Origin of the sequence: Caldimonas manganoxidans ATCC BAA-369, from assembly GCF_000381125.1 — a bacterium.
Taxonomy (GTDB): domain Bacteria; phylum Pseudomonadota; class Gammaproteobacteria; order Burkholderiales; family Burkholderiaceae_C; genus Caldimonas; species Caldimonas manganoxidans.
This window is the reverse complement of record NZ_KB905950.1, coordinates 33,014-54,678: the sequence shown is the minus strand read 5'-3', so window position 1 is coordinate 54,678 and position 21,665 is coordinate 33,014. Positions and strand designations below refer to the sequence as shown.

General features: G+C 65.6%; 11 protein-coding genes and 1 pseudogene. 2 read left to right on the top strand and 10 right to left on the bottom strand.

Going from position 1 to position 21,665, the window contains the following annotated elements; genetic code table 11:
- Positions 1-254: pseudogene (locus F615_RS20490) on the top strand (hypothetical protein); the annotation flags it as partial.
- Positions 255-588: 334 nt separating this feature from the next.
- On the opposite strand, the gene drmC reads toward F615_RS20490, so the two are convergent.
- The 6 genes from drmC to F615_RS18460 are packed head-to-tail and all read right to left on the bottom strand — an operon-like array spanning position 589 to position 15,576.
- A complete protein-coding gene (drmC, locus tag F615_RS0112155) occupies positions 589-1,350 on the bottom strand; it encodes a DISARM system phospholipase D-like protein DrmC (RefSeq protein ID WP_019561464.1) in 762 nt (253 codons plus the stop codon).
- Between the two features lies 1 nt (position 1,351).
- A complete protein-coding gene (drmB, locus tag F615_RS0112150) occupies positions 1,352-3,199 on the bottom strand; it encodes an MrfA Zn-binding domain-containing protein (RefSeq protein WP_019561463.1) in 1,848 nt (615 codons plus the stop codon).
- A gap of 2 nt (positions 3,200-3,201) precedes the next feature.
- On the bottom strand, positions 3,202-7,173 hold the full coding sequence (drmA, locus tag F615_RS0112145; RefSeq protein WP_019561462.1) for a DISARM system helicase DrmA: 3,972 nt from the start codon (positions 7,171-7,173) through the stop codon (positions 3,202-3,204).
- A gap of 13 nt (positions 7,174-7,186) precedes the next feature.
- Positions 7,187-9,142 carry a BbrUII/HgiDII family restriction enzyme gene (locus tag F615_RS0112140; RefSeq protein WP_026330275.1) on the bottom strand — a complete coding sequence of 652 codons (1,956 nt, stop codon included), beginning with the start codon at positions 9,140-9,142 and terminating at the stop codon, positions 7,187-7,189.
- 9 nt (positions 9,143-9,151) lie between these two features.
- On the bottom strand, positions 9,152-11,293 hold the full coding sequence (locus tag F615_RS0112135) for a KAP family P-loop NTPase fold protein (protein ID WP_019561460.1): 2,142 nt from the start codon (positions 11,291-11,293) through the stop codon (positions 9,152-9,154).
- On the bottom strand, positions 11,290-15,576 hold the full coding sequence (locus F615_RS18460) for an Eco57I restriction-modification methylase domain-containing protein (protein WP_375060599.1): 4,287 nt from the start codon (positions 15,574-15,576) through the stop codon (positions 11,290-11,292). Before F615_RS18460 ends, F615_RS0112135 begins: the two co-directional genes overlap by 4 nt.
- A gap of 57 nt (positions 15,577-15,633) precedes the next feature.
- Here F615_RS18460 and F615_RS0112125 point away from each other — a divergent pair, with 57 nt between their 5' ends.
- Entirely contained in the window at positions 15,634-16,710 is a 1,077-nt protein-coding gene (locus F615_RS0112125) for an IS5 family transposase (RefSeq protein ID WP_156824627.1), read from the top strand.
- 133 nt (positions 16,711-16,843) lie between these two features.
- Here the strand turns inward: F615_RS0112125 and F615_RS20655 are convergent, their stop codons facing one another.
- Genes F615_RS20655 through F615_RS18455 form a run of 4 tightly spaced genes read right to left on the bottom strand, consistent with a single transcriptional unit; the run spans position 16,844 to position 21,612 of the window.
- Positions 16,844-16,972 (bottom strand): hypothetical protein, encoded by a 129-nt coding sequence (locus F615_RS20655; RefSeq protein WP_019561457.1) that lies wholly within the window; start codon positions 16,970-16,972, stop codon positions 16,844-16,846.
- Positions 16,969-20,103, bottom strand: coding sequence for a DISARM system SNF2-like helicase DrmD (drmD, locus tag F615_RS0112115; protein ID WP_019561456.1), 3,135 nt, complete (start codon positions 20,101-20,103; stop codon positions 16,969-16,971). Before drmD ends, F615_RS20655 begins: the two co-directional genes overlap by 4 nt.
- On the bottom strand, positions 20,100-20,528 hold the full coding sequence (locus F615_RS0112110) for a very short patch repair endonuclease (RefSeq protein ID WP_026330274.1): 429 nt from the start codon (positions 20,526-20,528) through the stop codon (positions 20,100-20,102). Before F615_RS0112110 ends, drmD begins: the two co-directional genes overlap by 4 nt.
- The gene (locus tag F615_RS18455; protein ID WP_019561454.1) at positions 20,500-21,612 is read right to left on the bottom strand and encodes a DNA cytosine methyltransferase; all 1,113 of its coding nucleotides are present in this window, start codon (positions 21,610-21,612) and stop codon (positions 20,500-20,502) included. Before F615_RS18455 ends, F615_RS0112110 begins: the two co-directional genes overlap by 29 nt.
- Positions 21,613-21,665 lie beyond the last annotated feature (53 nt).

Genomic DNA, 21,665 nt, shown 5'->3' with positions numbered 1-21,665 from the left:
AGCCGGCCATCGGGCATGCCAAGCACGATCACGGCATGAAGCGCTGCTGGCTCAAGGGCGCTGAGGGCGACGCGCTGCATGCGGTGTTGTGCGCAGCCGGCTTCAACATCCGTTGGCTGCTGCGTGCCATCGCCCGGCGGGGCATTGCTCCAGCCTTTTTGCGCTCGCTCTGGCTGCTGTCAGCGCTCGCCGCGTTCGCGAGTCGACTCGCTACTCTTGCACCTCCGGCGCTTCTCGTCGGCACCGCGAGATGAATTTTGCAGGGCCGACCAATTGGCGGGCACGGAGACCGAGAAACCGGCCGACGCGGGGCGACTCGGGAGAGTTCACCAAGAGACGCACGCGCATGTCATGCCCACGAAAGACAGCCTGCGCGTGTGACGTGCTCCTGCGAAGCCGTTGCGTGGTGTGGCGCAACCCGGGAATGAAAACGCCCAACCGAGGGCGGTTGGGCGTGGAATGGTGGTGGTGGAGTTTCCCACCATAGGAAACCCGTCTGCCAGACGGGAGAGGCCGCCGTAGGAGTGATTCTTCACTGTGAGCGCATCCGAGGATGAGCCGGACGCCCTCGCGCACTTCCTCGCAAGTTCAGACGGGAGACACCGTTTTCGTGTCGACCAACGCCTGCAAGTGTTCGTGCAGTAACCTCGGGATTTGCCCGCCCGTAAGGAGTACGCCAGCCTCCATGTTTCGGTCCATGGCATGACCGGTCAGATTGGCGCTGGTGATGAAGCAGACGGCGCCGTCGGCGACGGCGACCTTGGCGTGGACCCGCCCATCCGCGAACGGGGCTGCTCGCTCACGCCAGGCGTAGAGTTTCGCGGAGGGAACCAGTGCCCTCATCTTGCCGATCACGTCGAAGGTGATGCTGCCCCCGTGATCCTGTGACGACTCGAGGAGCATCGAGACGTTGACCCCCCGTGAGATGGCGTCGTTCAACGCCTTCACGATGGTCGAGACGTCGTAGGCCACGAAACTGGTGACGAACAAGGTTTGCCTGGCCGCACCGATGACCTGCAACAGCGCCTGTTCGGTTCGGCGCGCCGAGACGAAGGGCGTCGTCGGCCCCGTCCACACGAGCTCAATCGACTGCTGCTTCGACACGCTCTCGAATGCATGACCGGCGGCGAGGAGCATCGAAGCCAACTCGCCGGAACCGACCGACGTGCTCCGCCAAGCATCGACGAGACGATCGACGACGGCTTTGGCCGTAGCCGTGCCGACGACATCCGACAGGGCGGCGTTCGCCTTCGCGTCCTCGATCTTCCGAATCGCGCCCGCCAGCGCCCGCACTTTCTCCGGCGAAACGAGACAGACCACGGCTGTGACGGCTTCCAGGAGTCTCTCCATGTCACAGCTCGGCGAAGAACGCGGCGCTCCCTCGTTCGAGGGTCGGCACCAGCAAAGACCTGTCGAGGTAACGGTTGCCCCGCTCGCAGGAGGTCTCCGCGACCAGGCTGCACGCATGGCACGCGGCGGCGTGGAGCGAGCGATCCTTGCCTGGGTCGTGCTCCGAGCAGAGCGGGTCGGACGAGCAGACCTTCGCTCGGTTCAGGGCCTGCCGCAGCAGTCGGCCGAGGTTCTCGGGTTTGCCCAGGTCGACGAGGCCACCCAGCGTCCCGTCCGAATCGGCCGCCGCCGTGTAGATGAGGATGCCCGCACGTCGATTCTCGGCATCGGCGTAGATCCGTTCACGGATGCTCGCCGCGTTGTAGCCGCATTCGAGTGCCAGCTCGCGGATGAGCAAGTGTGACAGCGTGTGGAGCATGGCATAGCGGATACCCGGATAGCCCTCGTTCGGATCGAGGTGGCGCGAGTTCCGCCAACCCTGATGCCCGGCCATGAGCATCCGATCGACCTGCTGGACACCCGCGAGCGCCTCCCACGCCCGTAGTGCCTCCTCGCTGAACTGGATGAAGATGCCCTCGCCATGCACCTGATTCGCCGGCACCCAATCGGGCTTGTGGCGGGCGAGAGCCGCCATCCGAGGGCGCTCGTCCGGATCGCTCGACTCCTCGGGCGCTTCCACGCGGGTGAAGCCCAACAGGGCATTGACCTCTCGGAGCCTCTCCAGCAGCAACACTCTGCGGATGTACCTTTCGAATCCGGCCGGCGTGTCCACCTTCTTGCTCATGAAGTGTGGGTAGTCGGCCGGCGGATCGGCTGCCGTCAGGACGTCCCACTCCGGCCCTTTGATATCGGCCTCGCCGACGGTGTCCCGCCCGCCGCCGTGGCGATGCGCTTCGATCGCCGCCCAGATGGCGGAGGCCGAATACTTGTCGATGCCCGGTAGGACTCCGGTCTTCTTCAGCGTCTTCACCGTCACGGCGACGGCGGCCTCCGAGTCCAGATCGTCGAAGAACTCCCAGCCATCCTGGATCAGTTGGGCGAGCGGGTCTTTGGCCTGGGGGATGGCGAGTGCGGACAGGGTGATCGGAAACCAACCGTTCGTCGAGCCCAAGAGGATGGCCCGCGCCTCTTCGTCACAGTCGTCGTCGAAATGGTCCAGGTGGGGATGCCTGCCTCGGCAGCTCGGCAGGTTCTCCTTCCCTGCCTTGCCGAAGGCTTGCGCCATGCTGCGCGATGCCCCACAGGTATCGCACTTCACCCACAGGTTCTCGGTCTGCAACGAGGCGCCGCTCTCGAAGAAGCGCAGAGTCCCCCTGCAGGCGCCGTTGCCGCCGTGGACGAAGTAGTGCCAGGGAAAGTCGTCGAGATGGCCGTTGCGGCAGGCCAGCAGGAAACGCGCGGGAACCGCATCGGCGTCCTTCGCTGGCTGGTCGTCCTTGGAACCACGACAGCTCTTGTGGACGAAGCGGGTGCGCTCCGGACGGAAGCGGTGCTCCTTGATCTCGAACAGGCCGGCGTCAAAGGGTGACAGCAGACCGCACTTCACGCAGCGCATCCAGCGCGGGAACGGGCGCACGGGAACGCCGATGTTCGCCTCCGCCGACCACGGATCGACGAGCTCGCTCTTCTGGAACGGGGGCACGCGCAGGTTCTCCACCTGCGGTCCGAGGACCTTGCGGACGGCGGCGAGCAGGCGCGGCTCCTGGATCGGCTGGCAGCGGTCCTTCTCCCACTGGTCGATGCCCAGCGTCACCACCGACAGGTTCGGGAGGTCGATCAGCGCGCCTGGGCCATACGTCCACAGCAATTGGCTCGGCCGCACCTCGCCGACGGGGGTTCGATCGGTCATTTTCAGTCCTCGTCACTCGACACCGGGCGGGGCTTCCAGCCGTGACCGTCCGATAGGCGCCCCGTGTTCATGATCAGCCGCACGCCAGGCTCGACCTCGCGCATCGACATGGGGACCGTCCAGTTGTCCCACGCGTGGATGCCGGGCGACTTGATCAGCGCAACCATCGTCGCCGCACGTTCGCCGCGTTTCTCGTAGGCCAAGGTCCGTCCCGGGACACTCGCCTCCTTGGCCCACTCGTCGGCTCGTTCCTTCAGTTCACGTTCGGCCAGCGCCTCGATGGTGCGGTTCTCGCTGACGTTCCAGGCTCGGCCCACCAGCACGTCGATGGCCTCGAGGACCTCGGGCTTGTCGGACCGGTCGAGTACGGCCGCTCCCTCGTTCGGGCTGAAGTCGGCGTACTCCAGCCGCATCAGACTCAGCAACGCGCCGGTCAGCCCGCGATCCATGGCACGAGGCGAGAACGGTGTCACCGACTGCGCCTCCACGTGCTTGTAGAACGTCGCGTGGTAGTGCTCGAAGGTCTCGTAGTGCGAGAGGTCGCGCGGTCTTGCCCACGTGAGCACCGAGCAGACGAGCCCGGGGAAGGACCGGCCCACACGGCTGGTCGCCTGGATGTACTCGGCCGTGCCTTTCGGCTGTCCGTTTACCGCCATCAGGCCCAGCCGGTTCACGTCCACGCCGACCGACAGCATGTTGGTCGCCAGCACCACATCGATGGCGCGGGTGTCGCCCTCGTTCCATCTCGTCACGTATTTGTCCACACTCGGATCGAACGTGGCCTTGAACTTGACTTCCAGATCGTCGAGGTACTTCGGGATGTCCTGGCTGGAGACGCGCGACGTCAGCTCCCGGATGTTGCTGACGCTGCGCTGGGCGAGCGCGGGCCGCTCGACCATGCTCATCTGCACGCGGTACGAACGCGTCTGGACGTCGTCCTCGGCCAGCCGTCGCATCCCACCCAGCTCGCGCAGTGAATTGAAGTATCCGACCATCGTCATGTACGGGTCGGCGGCCTCACCGAAGCGCTCGAACAGGGCTTGTGCCGCGGTGAGGAAGGCGGTGTAGACGCGAATCAGCATCGCGGGACGCGAGCTGCCGGGCGAGCACACGCCGAGGTAGCGACGCCCAGGCCGCCGATCGATCGGACGCTGGACCGAGAAGTAGTTGTCCTCCACGTCCAGGCCATGCGGCGGGAACACCGACACGCGCCGCATGAACACGTTGTTCACCTGTTCCTTGGCTTTGCGGACCGTCGCCGTGGACGCGACGATCTTCGGCTTGATCGTCTTGCCGTCGAGCGTCCACCCGCACAGCTCGTCCACCGCCGATTCGTACAGGCCGACCATCGTGCCCAGCGGGCCGCTGATGAGGTGGAACTCGTCCTGGATGATCAGATCGGGCGGCCGGATGGGGCTGACGGACCTCACCGCCGCCGCGGGCAGGCCCTTGGATGCGCGGTGGCCGGTGTTGCACTCGCAGCCGGGCCAGAGCAGGCCATGGCGCTCGCATTCCTGGCTCACCCGGCCGAACAGCGTGCGCACCTGGCCACGCCACGCCATCATGGCGAATTTGTCCACGGTGGCGATCATCATCGTCGGCGGACGGTGGTAGATCTCCTCGTCCACCGTCAGCACCGGGATGCCGGGATGCGGGGATTTGCTCGACTTCCCTCTCGAGAACTCGCAACGGCCCTTCTTGTCGCCGCAGAAGACGAGCGTGCGCCCGCGATCCTTGTCGACGTCCACGTCGCGCCCCGGCGCGATGTCGGAGCCACACCACGGGCAACTAGTCAACTGTACGGGGGACGTGGCCCCGGCCTGGTGTCTGCCGGGATTGCGGATGTCCTCGATGGCCCGATGACTGTCCTCGGTCGTCCCCGGCGTCACCCTGTTGCCGACCCACAGGCCGATGGTGAATGGCTCGTGACCCAATGAGGTGTCGCCATCGGCCAGGGCCTCGCGACGCAGCATCTCCATCGCACAGATCAGCGCCGTGGCGCGCTGGAACTGCTGCAAGGTCAGTAGCCGCAGGGTGTAGCGCATGATCACGGCCAGCCCGCGCGAACCGTCGTAGCCGCCGAGCTTGCCCTGCAGCCTCCGGATCGCCATGGTGAACGCCGCCACGCCCAGATAGGCCTCGGTCTTACCACCACCGGTGGGGAACCACAGCAGGTCGGCGTGGGCCTCCATGGGCTGCACGCGATCCGCGTGCATGGGATCGGCCAACGAGGGGATCGACAGCAGCAGGAACGCCAACTGGAACGGACGCCAGGAAGGCCTCTCGCTCTTCTCCAGCTCGCCGAGATCGGGATCCTCTCCCCGACGCCGTTTCAGAGCATAGACGCTCCGCACGCGCTGTAATGCCATCGCTCGGTTGGCGAAGCGGAACGCGGTCAGCGCCTTTTCGTCGTTCTTCAGCGTGTCGATGCCTTGCTGCAGCCGCGCTCGGATCTCCTCGCACCGATCCAACGCCTGGGCGGCCTGCATGTCGTAGCCGACCACGTCCCGGCCGATGCGGCTGCGCTGCTCCGCGATCCACGCCCCGTAGTCGCGGGTCAGCGTGTTCAGCGCCTCGACCAACTCGGCCACGTCCAGGGTGGCGAGGCGCTGCATGTCGAGCAGGCCGCTCGCCACCATCTCTCTCATCGCTGGGCGGTCGGCGGGATCCAGACCCGGCGTCTCGGTCACCTGTACCTCGTACTGTGGCACGACGGTGGTGCGCACCTCGATGGCCCGCGTCGGGTCGTCCTCGGCCGTCTCCGCATGTACGGCCACGCCATGACCGACCGCGAACTCCACACGGTTGCGGTAGATCATCTCCAACGACTCGCGCTCGGGATCCATCCCGTCCGCGTCCAACACCGGGCGGCGGCGAAAGATGGCCTGGCCTGTGGTCGCGGGTTCCGCTCGCACGATCAGCTCGGGCTGGAACAGCCAGGCGGTATCACGGTTGGTGTCAGGCTCCTCCTGCGCGTTGACCAGGAACAGAGTCACCAAGCGATCACCCTTGGCGTTCCTGGCCCGGACGGAACCCTGGATCCGTACTGCCGGATGATTCGGGTCGGGCGCCTGGTGGGGGATCGCGCCTTCTGTGAGGGGTAGCACCAGCTTGCCGCCACAAGGAATGCGTTGCCAGACCTTGACCTTCTGCCCATTCGGGCGCGTCAGCTCGTGCTCGTCGTTGGGCACGCGCTCGTACCTCCCCCAACGTGCCTCGATTTCGATCCGCTCGACGTCGCCGTCGACACAAAAGGTCATGCCGAAGCTGCTGGGCACCAGCGACTGATTGCTGGCGGCGTCGATCTCATCGGAGGCATCCGACTCGGGTTCCACCCGTCCGGCCGCCGTCCCGAACTCAGCACCCGGTTCGTGCTGGCCAGGTACGATCGGGTCGCTGGGTTCCTCCACTTCTTCCTCCGCCAGCGGCCCCTCCAGACCCTCGATGCCACCTCGAGCCGCTTCGCGCGGAGCCAACTTCCCGACCAGGTAGCGATCGCGCACGCTCATGTCCACGATGCGCTCGTGCGGGCCGCCGGCAGGGCCGAGCAGGTCGTCCACCACGGCCAGTTGCAGCAGTTCGCGAACGTAGGCTCGGTCTTCGATCACCGGCACGGTCGCGACGGTGTGGCCGAACGCCTTGGACAAAGCCGAGACGAAGGTCTCCCACGAGATACGCCCGACGCTGCCAGAGGACGGGGGCGTCAGCGACAGGCTGGCCGCCGGTACCGACGCACCGGCGGCGCACACGCGGTCGAAGAAGATCGTGGTCGTCTCGAGGTCGGATCGGATGCGCAGCACACGCCCGGCACGCACCACTGCCCCGGCAGCGTCGAGTACCAGCACCCAGTCGTCCTCGGCGACGGCCTGGTACTGGGATCGGTCACCCTTCGACGCCAACGTGTAGGGCGCCAGCCTGCGACCGGTGCCGAGGCCGTGGTCGATGGCGATCCAGGCATTGGGACTGTTCGTCATACCCTTGACCCCCTCAGATCCTGTCCACGATCTTCTCGAGCTTGTCGAGCGCCTTGCTCTGCTCGATGTAGGCCGAATAGGCTTCTTGAGCTCCACGGATCAGGGTGTCGTAGTGGACGATGCGGCTACCCGGTGAGATCGAGGTCATTGACGACTTGAGACGATCCGGATTGGAGGCCTCCTCATCGACGGCTTTGCCAAGGACGAAGATCACCTCGATGTCGGGGCTCGTCTGGTTCTGCTCGCGCAGGATCTTCGTTAGCTTGTCGACGTAGGTCTGCCCCTGTTCGACCAGCTCGAGCAGCCCCATCTTGCGACCGGCCTTCTTCAGCTCGACGATGACGTGCTTGCCTGCATTGGTACGGTAGGCGATGTCGACCCGGCCCAGGCGCTCCTTCTCGGACAAGTCTTCGATGAGCACGCCCTCCGTCGTCAGGCGCGACTCCATGATCGGGCTGCCCGTCGCCCGCTCCCACGCCGGGTCCAGCAACCAGAGGTGATCGAAAAGGTACTTCTGGAGGACACGCTCTTTCGCATCCTCGTCGACGATGGTCTGGAAGTCCCGGATCGCATCCAGGCGGGATTTCACGATGTCCCTGTAGAGAGAGGCTTCGAGCGCATCCCTGTCCGCGAGCACGGCCAAGAGTCTTTCTGCGCTCTCGACGCTCGTCACGAACTCCTCGGTCGAGCCGCGAAGCTTCATCCGCTCGAATGCCAGGATGCCGTGCCGATACATGAGCTTGCGGTCCTCTTCGTCGTCCACCGGCAAGGCGCTCAACTTGGCAATCAACGTCTCCGCGCTCTTCTTGTAGCCATCGGGAAGCGTATCCAGCCATTCCGAAAGGGCCGGAGAGGTCTCCTTGGCCTTCTCGACCTCGTGCTTCTTGCGCCATTCCGTCCAGCGCTTCTCCACCTGGGTCAGCCGAGATCTGAGGAACGCGATGAGCTGCACGTATCGAGGATCGTCCTCCTGCACACGCTGACGGTCGCTGGTCGCGATGTCTGGTGCATCGTCTGCATCGAGGAAGTCCGCCTCGATCTGTCCAGTGAGGTATTTCGTATACAGCCGTCCATCGTTGAGCTTGTCCAGGATGTTCTCGTGGAACAAGCGACCACGAGCGAACACGACGATTCCGTTCAGGTTGCCTGCATCCTCGCTGTCGAGCTGCTTGGGAAGCCTGGCGGTGCCGATCCAGCCGCTGACCTTCCACTCCGGATCCCAACCATCGAATCGATTCGGTAGCGACTCTCGCTCCAGGAGCTGACTCGCTGGGGACAGATCGAGTGCGTCCTCACCGAACTGCCATAGGAATTGCACCATCGGCAGGTCGCCGCGATCCGACGGCGTTATCGGCTGATCGTCGAGCAGGATCTTGAACCCATGCACTTCCCCGATCACGAAGAAACGGCGAGCCAAACGTTTGCGCAGCGCCTGCGCTCCCCGCCCAAGGCGTTGACGCTTGATGTCCTTCAGGACGATACGAGTACCCTTGGCCAGTGTGATCGCATCGGGCGGGAGCGGCTCCGGACTGTAAAAGGGTTCCCGTCTCTGAACGGACTCGTGGATGCCGGCCACGCTCATGCGCAGACCATGAGCACAGCCATCCTTGGACGATTCGACTTCGATCACGTTGGCGATCGAAAACAGAGAGAGCTTGCCAAGTCCCTTGCGGCCCATGACGGGCCGCCCCTTGGCAGTGGTCTTCCCGTGCTGCGCATCTTCCTCACGCCGCCGATAGCCGACTCGAAGGTACTTGTCGTTCATGTCGTCGACCGACATGCCGATACCGTCATCGACGATCTCGATCCAATCTCCGCCCGGGTCGATCCTGATGTCGACCGTCTCAGCGTCTGCATCCCAGGCGTTCGCAACGGCCTCCGTCAGGACGGCCGCGATGTTGCTGTAGAGGTTGATTCCCAGGTGGTCGAGCACGTTCAAGTCGACCGTCATCTTGTAGGTATCTGCCACGTGCTCCCCCTAGTCTTCGAATGCGGTAAAGCCGTCAGGATCCTTGCCAGACTTGAGCATCTCGTGCTCCTTCAGATACTGCGTCACGGCCTCCCGCATGGCGTCGGAAACCTGCCCATCCTGCTGCAGACGACGAAGTCGTTCCGCAGTCGCCTCCGTATCGATGTAATCGCTCAACCAGCGCGGATCGAGACGAGGCCTGAGGCGAACCGCCCAATCGCCCATGGTCTGCGATTTCGTGTGCCGGAGAAACTTCGACAACAGGGCCAGGAGTCCTCCGTCGGACGTGGTGACTCGGTCACACCATGCCCGCACCTCGGCACCATCGGCCCAGCGCTTCCAGGTGGCCAGAAGCCTCGGCAACTCCGGGTGATCCAGGAACCCGGCCTCACCGGAGAGGGTCCGTACCCGACCCAGCCACACTCGCTTGAGCTTCGTGACTTCTTCGGCTGGCAACAGGGTGGTCTCGTTGGAGTCCTTCGCCTTCGTGGCTTCATCGTCCAGTGACCGCAGTAGCCACGCCTGGACCGCGACGGCTCGTCCCGCCTCGATGGCCGACGCCAGCACGGCGGCGCGACGGTCGCTCGGCAGCCGCTTCAACAGGTGATAGACCGGACGAGCCGCGCGCGAGACGTTGCCGAAGTCGAACATGCCCCGTTCGTCGTCAGGGTCGATCAACGCGTCGCCCACGTCGAAGAGCGCCTGAATGACCGTCGGGACATTCGCCTCCGGGATGTCCTTCTCGACATGGTCCATCAGGCGTTCGAGCAGGGCCCTCGCTTTCGAGAGGCCATCAAGGCGACGTTCCGACTTGGCCCGAACGAGCGCATTCCCGAAATCGGCAGGCGTACCGGCCAAACTCAAGAGGGCCGTCACTTCCTGCCGACTGACGGCGCCGGGAGGCACCGTCAGTCGGAAATAGATGGGAAAGACCTCCGGGTGGCAGGCACGCAGGTTCCTGCGCCATTCGATCAGCCAGTCTGGGCCATACCCCATCTGGCCGATCTTCGGGAAGATGCGCTCCAGAAGAGCTTGTGTACTCGCTCGTAGCGGCTCGGGTATCTCACTCGCCCATCGTTGGTGAAAGGCTTGGGCCGCGTCCCGGCCGCCCTCGTACCCGTCGTCGCGGCTGTGGCCGGAAAACCTATCGGGGTTCGCCCGGATGACGTCGTACAGATCGGGCAGGAAAACCCGAATCGCTTCGAGAGCGATGAAATCGACCGGATTGACTTCTCCGCGCACCGCCGGATAGGTGACCGACAGCGTGTTCGTGAAACGAACGACGTCACGCGGTACTTGGATCATCGGGTCGATGCCGTCGAAGAACACGTTCGTCCAGTAGGACCGATCGAACAGACCCTCTGGCGTGTCACCCAGCACCTGATCGAGTCGTTCGAACAGGGCCCTACGCAAAGCGACGCGATCGACGGGAGGCAGCTCGAACGGCACCTGGATGATTTTCTCCAGATAGCGTTCACCGGGCAGGCCGCCCTGCTGCTCGATGGCCTGTGCGGCGACTTCGCGGTCGAAGGCCAGCAGATAGACGACGTTCGGGAAATCCGCCAGCGCCTTGATGACCGTGAACAGCTGGCGCGTTTCTTCCGGCGTCAGTCGATCGATGTCGTCGATGACGACCAGGATGCGTTTTCCGGCTTCCTTCAGGACCCTGCAGATCTCCGCCTTGAGCGCCGGGACGTCTTTCGGCTTTCGCTTGGTCGCCATGCCGATGAGCTTCCCGAGCTTGGCTGCCGCGCCCCCCGCGACACCGGAGAGATCGATCAGGCCGCCGATGCCTTCGGCGAAGTCACCCAGCAGGTCGCCCAGCTTCTTGAACTTCTCGCTCTTGGCGGGTAGGACCGCCTGGAGTTGGCCGAGGAATGCACGGGCCAGGTTCTCCTGCCCCGAGAACCACCAGGGGTTGAAGGTCACGACGGCAGGCCGTTCGCCTTCAGGAAGCTGGTCGAGGTAGTGCCCCACGTAGCTCAGTACCGTGGACTTCCCGGAGCCCCAAGGGCCGTAGAGCGCGAGCACCAGTCCATCGCCACCCGGATAACGGCAGATGCTGTCGGCCAGGCTCTTGGCAAACGGTGCATGCCCGAAGAGATCGTCCTTCGGGTCGGTACTGGGCCGATCGGCCAAAAGTGCCGTCATGCCGATCCCTCCGCATCGTTGGTGGCTCGATACCGCGCCCCGCGCCGCTCTCCTTGACGTTCGATTCGGCCGCCGGCGAGCAGCTCGGCGATCGCGGCGTTCCACTGGCCGTCCGTGATGCCTGTGGCGGCGAGGATGTCGGATTTACCGTGCCAGCCGGGACGGGTCTTCAGGTGTTCGACGATGGCATGGGCGGGCCCAGCTCGGTAGCCGGCGCTCGGTTCGGCGGCTTTGAGGTAGCGGCCTTCGTTGGCTGGGGCGATATCGAATCCGAATGAGGCTTGCCGTACGGATGTAGTTTCGATGCGTAGGGTGCGTGGCCTGCGGGTGACAGTGTCGGTGGCTCTGCTGCCGTGCAAACCTCGAGCGACTTCCTCCTCGTACCGCTGACGGTTCAACTCCGACAGCCGTCGCAGCACTTCGACGCGCGCAGTCTCGGAAATGGTGAAGCGCACGCGGTCGTTCTCCGGCAGGTATGGCACTTCGTGGAACCCGTGTTCGAGGTCGAGGTCGTCCCAGCCATAGGTGCGTGCGACGGCAACGTCCATTTCACGTTGCAATGCGCGCAGCCCTTCGATGCGGGGATCGCGTTCGGTGTCGGTATGGAAGCGGTTGTATAGCTTGGTCAGGCCAATGCGCTCGGCCTGCATGACTTCAATGCGGCCTTGGTGGAGTCGATCTCCCAAGTCATCAAGCGGGTCGTTGTGTGTATCACTGAATCCGTCGGGGAAAGCAAACGGTTCGAGTGCATCCGTCTGGCTGTAACGCAAATCGCTCTTGAGACGTGATGCGTGCTGCCACGCGAAGACGGTATGGACGTTCGACTGCAACAGTGCGAAGTCACGCCCGCGACAGAGTGAGAACGCGACGGTCGCATCGGAGAAGACGATGTTGGAATCGACGAACGAGAACGCCAGCGTCTTGCTGACGCGCGTAATCGCCAGCACTCGAGTTGGTTGACTCCGGCAGGGAAACCAGCCCTCCGGGTGACGCTCGAAATGATGACCACGACCGATGGCGTGATATAGCTCAGATCTCGCCCGGAGAAACAGCCACCACTTCTCGCGTGCGCCTTTATCCTTGTTGGAAAGACGCTCCGCCTTCACGTTCTCTTCCAGCCATTCGTAAGGCTGCGTATACGTCTTCGCCTTCGCTTCCGACCAATCCCAGAAGTTGATCACCCAGCGGCTCGGTTTCTGCTCTGGGTCTGAATTGAGGTCATCGCCGTTGAGGTAAGGGAAGACCACTTCGGCGTTCCTCGGATCGGCATCCAGCATCCTGCGAGCCTGCTCGGGTAGAAGCACGAAGCCCATGCCCAGCACGATGGAGCCTTGATACGCCAATCCCTCATTCGCCTTCAGCCGCTTCGGGCTCCATTCCTCACGATCCGAGAGAAAAGCCGATATGAAGGGGGCCGGCCGCCCGAGCAGCGAGCGTTCGCCCCGCCACTCGCCCTTGTGAACATGGACTCGGCTGGTGACGACTGCCGCCTTGCCGGGCCAGGGCTCGTTCGGGTAGGCCGCATGGATGACGGCACCCGCACGGACCATGGCTTCCAGCCCCACTTGCCGCGTATCGCCCTCCGCAATGGTGTTGACCGCGAGCAGGCCGAAACCACCGCCTTCACGCAGGAGGCTCCACGCCCGCAGGAAGAAGTAGGCGACCAGATCGGCCGAACCGCGACGTCCCTCGGCGATGTGTGTGACCAGCCAATCGCGGAAGGCAGTGCCTGCGACACCGGTGATGCGCTGCCCGCCGAGAAAAGGTGGATTGCCTACGATGCCGTCGAATCCTCCGCGGCCATCGGCGAACACCTCCGGAAACTCCAGCGGCCAATGGAAAGGCCGACGTACTGGCTTTCCGGCGGGCAGATCGGTCGAGAGTGCGGCGACGGATCGACGACACATCGCGGCCAGCGTCTCCTGATCGCCGTCGATGGCCCGCCCGGCCTGGACGGCGAGCGAGGCCAGGGCGTTCTCCAACGCCGCGCCAGTGCCCCCCGCAGCGAACATCTCCCCGATGAACGCATCGGCGATGAGCTCGGGCACTTCGAGCCTCTGGCGTGCGTCGGCATCCAGATTCGCCATGACCTCCACGTCGCGGATGTCGCGGATGGGCGTCTCGCGCAGCCGCTGCCGCAGCTCGATGGCCTCGCGCACGGCGCGTTCGATGGTCTGGCCGAACAGGCGCAGCTGCCCCTGGCCCGAGGGGTTCATCGTGAGCTGGGTCAGTTGATCCAGCCGATGGATACCCAACAAGCTGTCGCCCTGACGCAAGTTGTGGTCGAGGAAGCCGAAGGGCCGCCCCTTGGCCAGCGTGGTGAGCCACAGCGAGAGCTTGGCCAGCTCCACCGCCAGCGGGTTCAGGTCCACGCCGTAGAGGCAGCGCTCGGCGACGAGGCGGCGGGCGACGATGGTGCGCTCCTCGACGTCGCGCGGCAGCGGCTCGACTTCTGAGCCGGCCTCCGCCACCCGCCCATCGATGCCCACCGTATGGCCCTGGGCCTCGGCCCGAGCCCAGGCCTCCACCAGCCGGTCGGCGAGCCAGCGGCAGGCCTGCACGAGGAAGGCGCCCGAACCCATGGCCGGGTCGCAGACCTTCAGATCCAGCAATTCCTCGGGAGACCTGAGCACCCATTCGGCGCGCGGCTTGCCCTCCGCCGGGCCGACGTAGGCGACGGGAGTGAGCGTCTCGGCGACGATGGCCTCGGTGAGGGACTTCGGCGTGTAGTGCGTGCCGGTCTCGCGCCGGTCGGAGCCGGTGGTGACCACGTAGGCACCGGCCGGATGGACCAGCGGATAGCCCCATGGATCGGAGCGGAGCAGATGGGCGAACGGCCGGATGCGGTCGTCACGAAGCCGCGTGTCGCCGTGGCAGGCGGTGAGCAGACGCTCCGCCAACGCGTCGTCGACGGGCCGGGCCAGGTCGTTGCGCACGCGGCTCTCGGAGCTGCCCGACCGCTCGCGCAGCAGTGCGACCAGGTGCTCGGTGCCGTCGAGCCGGGCAGATTCGAGCTCGGCCAGCGTGACCCAGGGCGACTGGGCGCTCTTGGTGGCGTCGAGCTCCAGCGTGACGTCGGTGGTGCGCTTGACGGTGCGCTCGAGCAGGCCCTCGTAGACGTAGCCGATCTGCTCCACGTCCAGCGCCCGGTAGGACAGCGTACGGCCCTGGAACTGCTGGATGGCCTCGAGCAGCAGCAGCACGGTGCGGTTGTCGATGGGCAGCGGCTTCGCGGCATCGGTGCGCCAATGGGACCCCTTGGCTCGGCCCTCGAGGAAGGGGAAACGATCCGGATCGAACAGGGAGCCGCCGAGCGCGGGCAGGCGCAGGTTCTCGTGCTCGATGCCGCCATAGACGGCACGGAACACGGCGAGCAGGCGCGACCAAGCGTCCCAGCGGCGCTCGAGGATCTCATCGGACTCGGCGCGCAGCTGCATGCGCAGGGTGGAGACGGCGTAGTGGGCCTCGTAGCGCTCGTCGCCCAGGAGCAGCAGGCCGCGTTCCTCCGCGCAGAGCAGGAAGACCAGCCGCATCATCACCGTCAGCGCGGCCTCGTAGAGTTCGGCCTCCTTCACGTCGCGCAGCAGTGTGCGATCGCGGTCCTGGTCGGCCTTGTCGAGCGCCTGGATCAGCACTTCGACCGCACGCCGCACCTGCTCGCCCAGGGCGTCGGTGACCTCGTCCTGGTACTTCAGCGAGCGATCGAGGAGCGCGGGCAGCCGTTCCGACTCGTCCACGAAGAAGCGCCGGATGCCGAGCAGGTGGACGAAGGCCTGGAGGGTGACGGGTTCCTGACCCCAGATGCGCGCGTACCAACTGGCGAAGGTGGTGACCGCGCCCACCGGGGCATCCACCAGCATCCAGCGCTCGCCGTTGGTCACGAGCCCCAGGCGGCAGCCGGTGGCACGGCAGAGCGCCACCATGCGCTCCGCGGGCGTACTGGCCCAACCGTCCAGCCTCTGGGTGGCTTCGAGATCGACCTCTGGCCCGTGGGTCTGGATCAGCAGCAGCGGCTTGCCGCCGTCGGCGACGACGGCGAACTCCGGCGACAGGCTCACGCCGTGCTCGGGTAGATCGACGACCACGTTCGCGGCGCACCAGTCGCGGCGCTTCAGCACGTCGCCCCGGCCGTCCTCGTCCAGCTCCAGCCCACGTGCGAGGACCTCGTCGATCCAGGCGGCGTGCAGGTCGTCGAAGCGTGGATCGCCCGTCTCCAGCGCCTCCTGCCACTCGTCGTAGGCCTGCCGCAGCCGTTTGCGCTTGGCGACGTCGAGCTCCTCCAGGGCACTTCTCGAAACCTCCCTCCCCCTTGCAGCCCGTGAGCCGGCATGATGGCGCCCATGAGCACATCGCGCATCAAGCCCTCGTCCTTCTGGCGCTCTCAGCCCGGCGCTGACCTGTTCGTGCAGGACCAGCGCCAAGCCAAGCTCGGCGGCTTCATCGCCAACCTGGCAGCAATGGACGAACTGATCGACTTCGCGGCCATTGCCGCCCGGGTCGACACCGCCTGCCCTCGCGCTGACCGTAGCAAAGGCGGGCGCCCGCCGTACCCCACCGAGGTGATGGTGCGGCTGCTGTTCATCCAGTCGCTGTACAACCTCAGCGACGAGGACTGCGAGTACCAGGTGCTGGACCGCATGAGCTTCCAGCACTTCTGCCGCCTGGACGGAGCACTGCACATCCCCGATGCGCGCACGCTGTGGAGTTTCAAGCAGCGCTTGGCCCAAGGCGGTCTGGGCGGCCGCGCCATCTTCGAGGCGGTGAGCCTGCAGTTGCAGCAGCACGGCTACATCCCGCGCGGCGGGCAGATCGTGGATGCCAGCATCGTGCAGGCACCGCTCACCCAGGCGAACAAGGACGAGCGCGAAGCGCTCAACGAAGGCCGCAGGCCCGAGGGCTGGAATGCCAAGCGGCTGCAGCACACCGACCGCGACGCGCGCTGGACCAAGAAGCACGGCAAGAGCTTCTACGGCTACAAGGTGCACGCCAACGCGGACGCGCGCTACAAGCTGATCCGCCAGGCGAAGGTCACGCCAGCCAACGCCGACGACGGCCAGACGCTCAAGGAGGTGCTGGACCGCGCCAACACCGGCGCGCGGCTGCTGGCCGACCGAGGCTACGACGCGCAGACCAACCGCCAGTTGCTGCAGGCCCACGGGCTGCGCGACGGCATCGCGCGGCGTGCCAAGCCCGGGCAGGAGCGGCGCGTGCGACTGGACGCGCGCAACAAGGCGATCAACCGCGTCCGCGCCAGAGGCGAACATGTGTTCGCCGGCCTCGAGCAGTTGGGCGGCAAGTGCGTGCGGGCGATGACGCTGGCGAGAAACGAACTGGCGATCCTGCTCAAGTGCGCGGCGTACAACGCCAAGCGGCTGGTCTGGCTGGTGCGCCATGACCCGTGCGGGTGTGCGCGATGAAGGGAGAGGTGCGCCCGCTGCAGCCTGCAAACGCAGTTTTGCAGGGCCTCGGGTGCCCGCCAAGGCTGCGATGACGGGGCCTGAGCGGCACCGAGAACCCCGAACTGAACGACGCGAGCGCCCTCATGCCGGTTCAGCCTTCGGAAATGGGGTTATGCGAAGTGCCCTCCAGCCCTTGCGGGAAGGCTTCCTTCAGGACCGGGACGGCGAGGAAGGGGCCGGAGATCTCGATGAGCGAGAGCCAGTCGTGGTGCATGCTCATGCGGCACCTCCGGCGGACTCGGGCACGACGAAGATCACGGCGACCGGGAAGGTGCGGTCGTCGAGCTTGGCATAGCGGGATTCGACGACCTCGGTCTCCATGCGGCGCTCCTCCGGGATGCGAGCGAGCCGGGCCTGCAGCGCGGCGATGTCACGCCGCAGCTGCATGCGCTCGTCCTCGGTGAAGAGCGAGAGCTGTTCGGGCTGCCCACCCTTCGCCAGTTCGGCTTGGATCGCTCGCTCCAGCTCGTCGAGCACGGTACCGATGTCGTCGATCTCCTGCCGTTTGCGGGTCTGCAGCGTGTTGGTCAGGTAGCGCAGCCGTTCCTTGGAGCGGGCAGCGACCGCCTCGAGGATGGCTTCGCGGTGGCGATCGAAGCGGACGCGGAGCGCGTCGAACAGGGGCGCCGCCGCGGTGGTCGGCTTGCCGTCGTCCAGCCACTGCTGGACGCGGGTGACCCTCTCTTCACGGCGGAAGGACTGATCACGCAGGTAGCCGCCGGAGACGGTCAGCTCCTCGTGCAAGCGGTGATGGTTGCCGCCAGTGATCACCAGCCGCGAGACGATCACCACGGCCGGACCGTCGAGTAGCACGTCGGGGGCGCTGCGGACGGTGACGCGGTGCAGCTTCTTCACGTCGTCGCGGGCCCAGATCTCGGCGCGCAGCAGGCGCAGACACATCTGCACCAGGCGATGGTTCAGGTGGACGAGCACCACGTCGTCGCGGCCGCTGGCGACGGCGTGGTCGAAGGTGATGGGGCGGATCTTCTGCGTGTGGGGATGACGCAATCCTTCCAGGCAGCGCGCCCAGGATCCGGAGAGCGCGGGCATGCGGAAGACGGTGCCGGGCGGGGCGCCGGGCAGTTCGACGGGCTCCAGGGGTGGACGGCCCGCCAAGGCGAGGCCGGTCTTGACCGCCATCAGGATGTGCTGGGGATCGAGGTGGAAGTCCTGCTTGGTGGCCAGCAGCCGTTCGTGCAGCTTGGCGACGCGCTCCTTCAACTCGCGTTCGGCTCGGACGAAGTTCCTGGCCCGGGCGATCCGGGCCTCGGCCATGCGGGTGTCCAGGTCCTTCAGCGAGCCTTCGATGAGGCCGGACATCTGCGGCGCGATTACCGGATTGACGCTGCCCATGTCGGCGCGCATCGAGTCCAGCTTGCGCAGGGCGCGCAGGATGTCCTCGGCGTGGCCGCCGACCGAGGTGCCTCGAGCGTCACCGCCATCGACCGGGTGCCAGATCAGCACCTCCCTCTCGCGCTGGCCGTGGCGGTCGATGCGCCCGTTGCGCTGCTCCATCACATTGGGGTTGTAGGGGATCTCCAGGTGGATGAGCATGTTGCAGTGGTTCTGCAAGTCGATGCCCTCGGAGGCCGCGTCGGTGGCGAGCAGGATGCGGACGGGGGAGTCCTTGGGGGAGGCCTGGAACGCTGCCTTGATGGGTTCGCGCTCCTCCTGGGAGAGACCGCCGTGCAGCAGCGCGAGGCGCTCACCGCCGAAGCCGTGGCTGGCGAGGATCCGATGCATCCACTCGTGCGTCGTGCGGTACTCGGTGAACAGGATCACCCGGCGGTCGTTCCATTCGCCGTTCGGCCCTTTGAGGTGTTTTTCGAGCCAGTCGAGGATGGCGCGGGCCTTGGAATCGACCTGGTTCCTGGCGCGCTGGGCCCACGACCTCAGATCGTCGAGCATCGCTCGCTGCTCCGCCGTCAGCGGCGGCGTGCTGCGCGTGGCCTCCTCGATGGCCTCGGCCTGGGCGTTCTCGACCTCCCGATCGTCGGCGTAGTCCTCCTCGACCCTCAGGATGGCCTTGTGCAGGATGCGCTCGGCCATGGCGTCGCGCTTCTCGGGCCGAGTTGCGGAGAGGGAGTTGGCGTGCTTCTCGAGGGTGGCGGCGAACGCGGCCGGAGACGAGAGCAAGCGTTTCTTGAGCAGCCGGTTGACGAAGGTCGTGCCGAAGCCGTTGCCGGCCCGTTCGGCGTGCTGCTCGCGGCTGGCACAGTAGTCGCTCAGCTTGCGGTGGATCTCACGCTCTTCCGGTGTGTAGTGGATCGGCAGCGCCTGCAGATTGCGCCGCGCGTAGAGGGGGTTGCCCTGCGCATCGACGAGATCACTCTTGAGGCGACGGATCATCACCTGGCTCAGGCGCTTCTCGTCGGGGAGGATGTTGCGTGCGAAACGCTGGTCGTCCAGCAACTCCAGAAGCGAGGTGAACGACTCGGTGTACCCATTGTGGGGTGTGGCGGTCAGGAACAGGCGGTGCTGGAAGTGCGGAGCGATGGTCCGGATGAAGCGCGTGCGCTGGCTCTCCAGCGCGTAGTGCGCGCCCGCGGCGGGCGCGACGTTGTGCGCCTCGTCCACGACCAGCAGATCGAACTTGCGCGGATGGCCGACATGGGGCGGGAGCACGTCGCGCATGGCACGCAGCCCCTCGCCGCCCTTGGCCCAATCCATCGACGTGATGAGACGCGGATGCGACGTCCACGGGTTGGCGTGGATGCCGCGCTCGCGCCGCAACCGTTTGATGTACTCGGTGTCCACCACCCGGAAGTCGAGGCCGAACTTCTCCAGCATCTCGACGCGCCACTTCTCCTGCAGCGAGGCGGGGCAGACGATGAGGACGGTGCGGGCGCGGTGCCGCAACAGGAGCTCCTGGATGACCAGCCCGGCCTCGATGGTCTTGCCGAGACCGACGTCGTCGGCGATGAGCAGGTTGACGCGGGCCATGTCGATGGCTCGCACCAATGGATCGAGCTGGAAGTCCTCGATGCTGACGCCGCTGCGGAACGGTGCCTGGAGGAACCCGCGGTCGGCGTTGGTGGCTGCGCCCCAGCGCACGGCGTCGAGGAAGGCGTCGAGCGTGGTCGCGTCGTCCTGTCCGGTTATGGATGGCAGGCCCGCCCGCTCGATGACCTGGGCACCGGGTTCGATCTCCCAGACGACTTCCAACTCCTCGCCGAGGCCATCTTCGTCGATCGACGAGAGTGTCACGCAGTTCTGTGGTGCCCCCTCCAAATTCGACGAGACGACGTCGGCGACGACCCACTGACGCCGTCGCACCTCGACCAGCTGGCCGGGCTCCGGGGTGGTCGCATGGACGAAGCGGGCGCCAGTCGATCGTGGCGTGACGCTCATGAGGCTCTTCCCTTCCGTTCCAGCACGCGGTCGTAGATGAGGCGGGCGGCCTCGACCGGATCTTCATGAGACCAGACGCGAATCACTTCCCAACCGAGTTCTCGCAGGCGCCGGGTGGTGTCGGCATCGCGCGCTCGGTTGGCTTCGATCTTGGCGCGCCAGAATCCGGCGTTCTCCTTTGGCCAGGTGGCGTGGAGTGGACACCCGTGCCAGAAACACCCATCGACGAAAACCGCCACGCGCGCACCGATGAACACGATGTCGGCGACCCGTCGCGGTTTTTTGGACAGTGGCACTTGCAAGCGGTAGCGAAGGCCCAGGGCATGCAGGGCCCGCCGCAGTTCGATCTCGACGTCCGTTCCTCGCTGGCGCACGCGCGCCATGCGGCGGCTGGCTTCAGGCGACGAGGGGCTCACACTTGGCATTTCGCTTCCTCTCGGCGACGGACCGGGTGGTTTCGTCGACCGTCTTCGTCTCGGGCACGACGGCGAGATGCCGCAGGATGCTCCGGCCGATGATCCTCCCCAAAGTGACGGGCACCGCGTTGCCGATCATGCGGCCCAAGCTCTTGAAGTGGATCGGCGCACCATCCGGGACGAAGGAATAGTCTTCCGGGAAACCTTGCAGGATCGCTCCTTCACGCAGCGATATCGCCCGATCCTGCTCGGGGTGTCCGAAGCGACCGTTGCCGAAACCGTAGAACTGGGTGGTGAGGGTCGGGGCGGGTTCGTCCCAAACCATGCGGCCATAGACACCCGGGTATGTCCGGCCGCTATCACGGCGATGGCAATCCGCGATCAAACGTTTGGGCCAATCCCTCCAAGTCCCGCCGGGACGGGATGCGCGGATGCGTTGGAGGTTGAGCTTGGAAAGCTTGGACGCCGTGTGCAACGGATCGGAAGGCAGAGTGCCGCCCGCCGGTATCGGCGGAAGCTTCCCGATCGCTTCGCGCACGGTTTGGGGCCGCTCGTGGGTGTGCTCGATCAACTCGATCGGCCCGATGCGCGAGGCGAGCAGCACCATCCTGCGTCGGCGTTGTGGCAACCCGTAATCGGAGCAATCGACGACACCGTGCCAGACTCGATAGCCGCACTTCCCCAAGGCAGTGACGAAGTCGTCGTACACCGCGTGTTTCTCCACCGTCGGCACGTTCTCCATGGTGACGAGATCAGGGCGAACGGCTTTGACCAGGCGCGCGAACTCATACAGCAGTGCCCATCGTGGACTTCCCACCGTGTCGTAGCGTTGGGCATAGGTCGAGAACGGCTGACAAGGCGCGCATCCGGCGAGGATGCGAACGTCCGCGTCCCCGAAGAGATCCTTCAGAACCGCTGGCTTCGTCCTCGAAACGTCTTCCTCGATGAACCGAGAGCCGTTGTTCATTTCGAACGGGTGGCGGCAAGCCGGATCGACGTCGATGCCGGCCACGACCGGCACGCCTTCCGAGATCAAGCCGTGCGTGAGCCCTCCCGCCCCACAGAACAAATCGATGCAGGCCAACTTGGTCATTCTTCCTCTCCTCGCGAAGTCGGTCCTGGCGAACTGGGCACTCCGATCCCCAG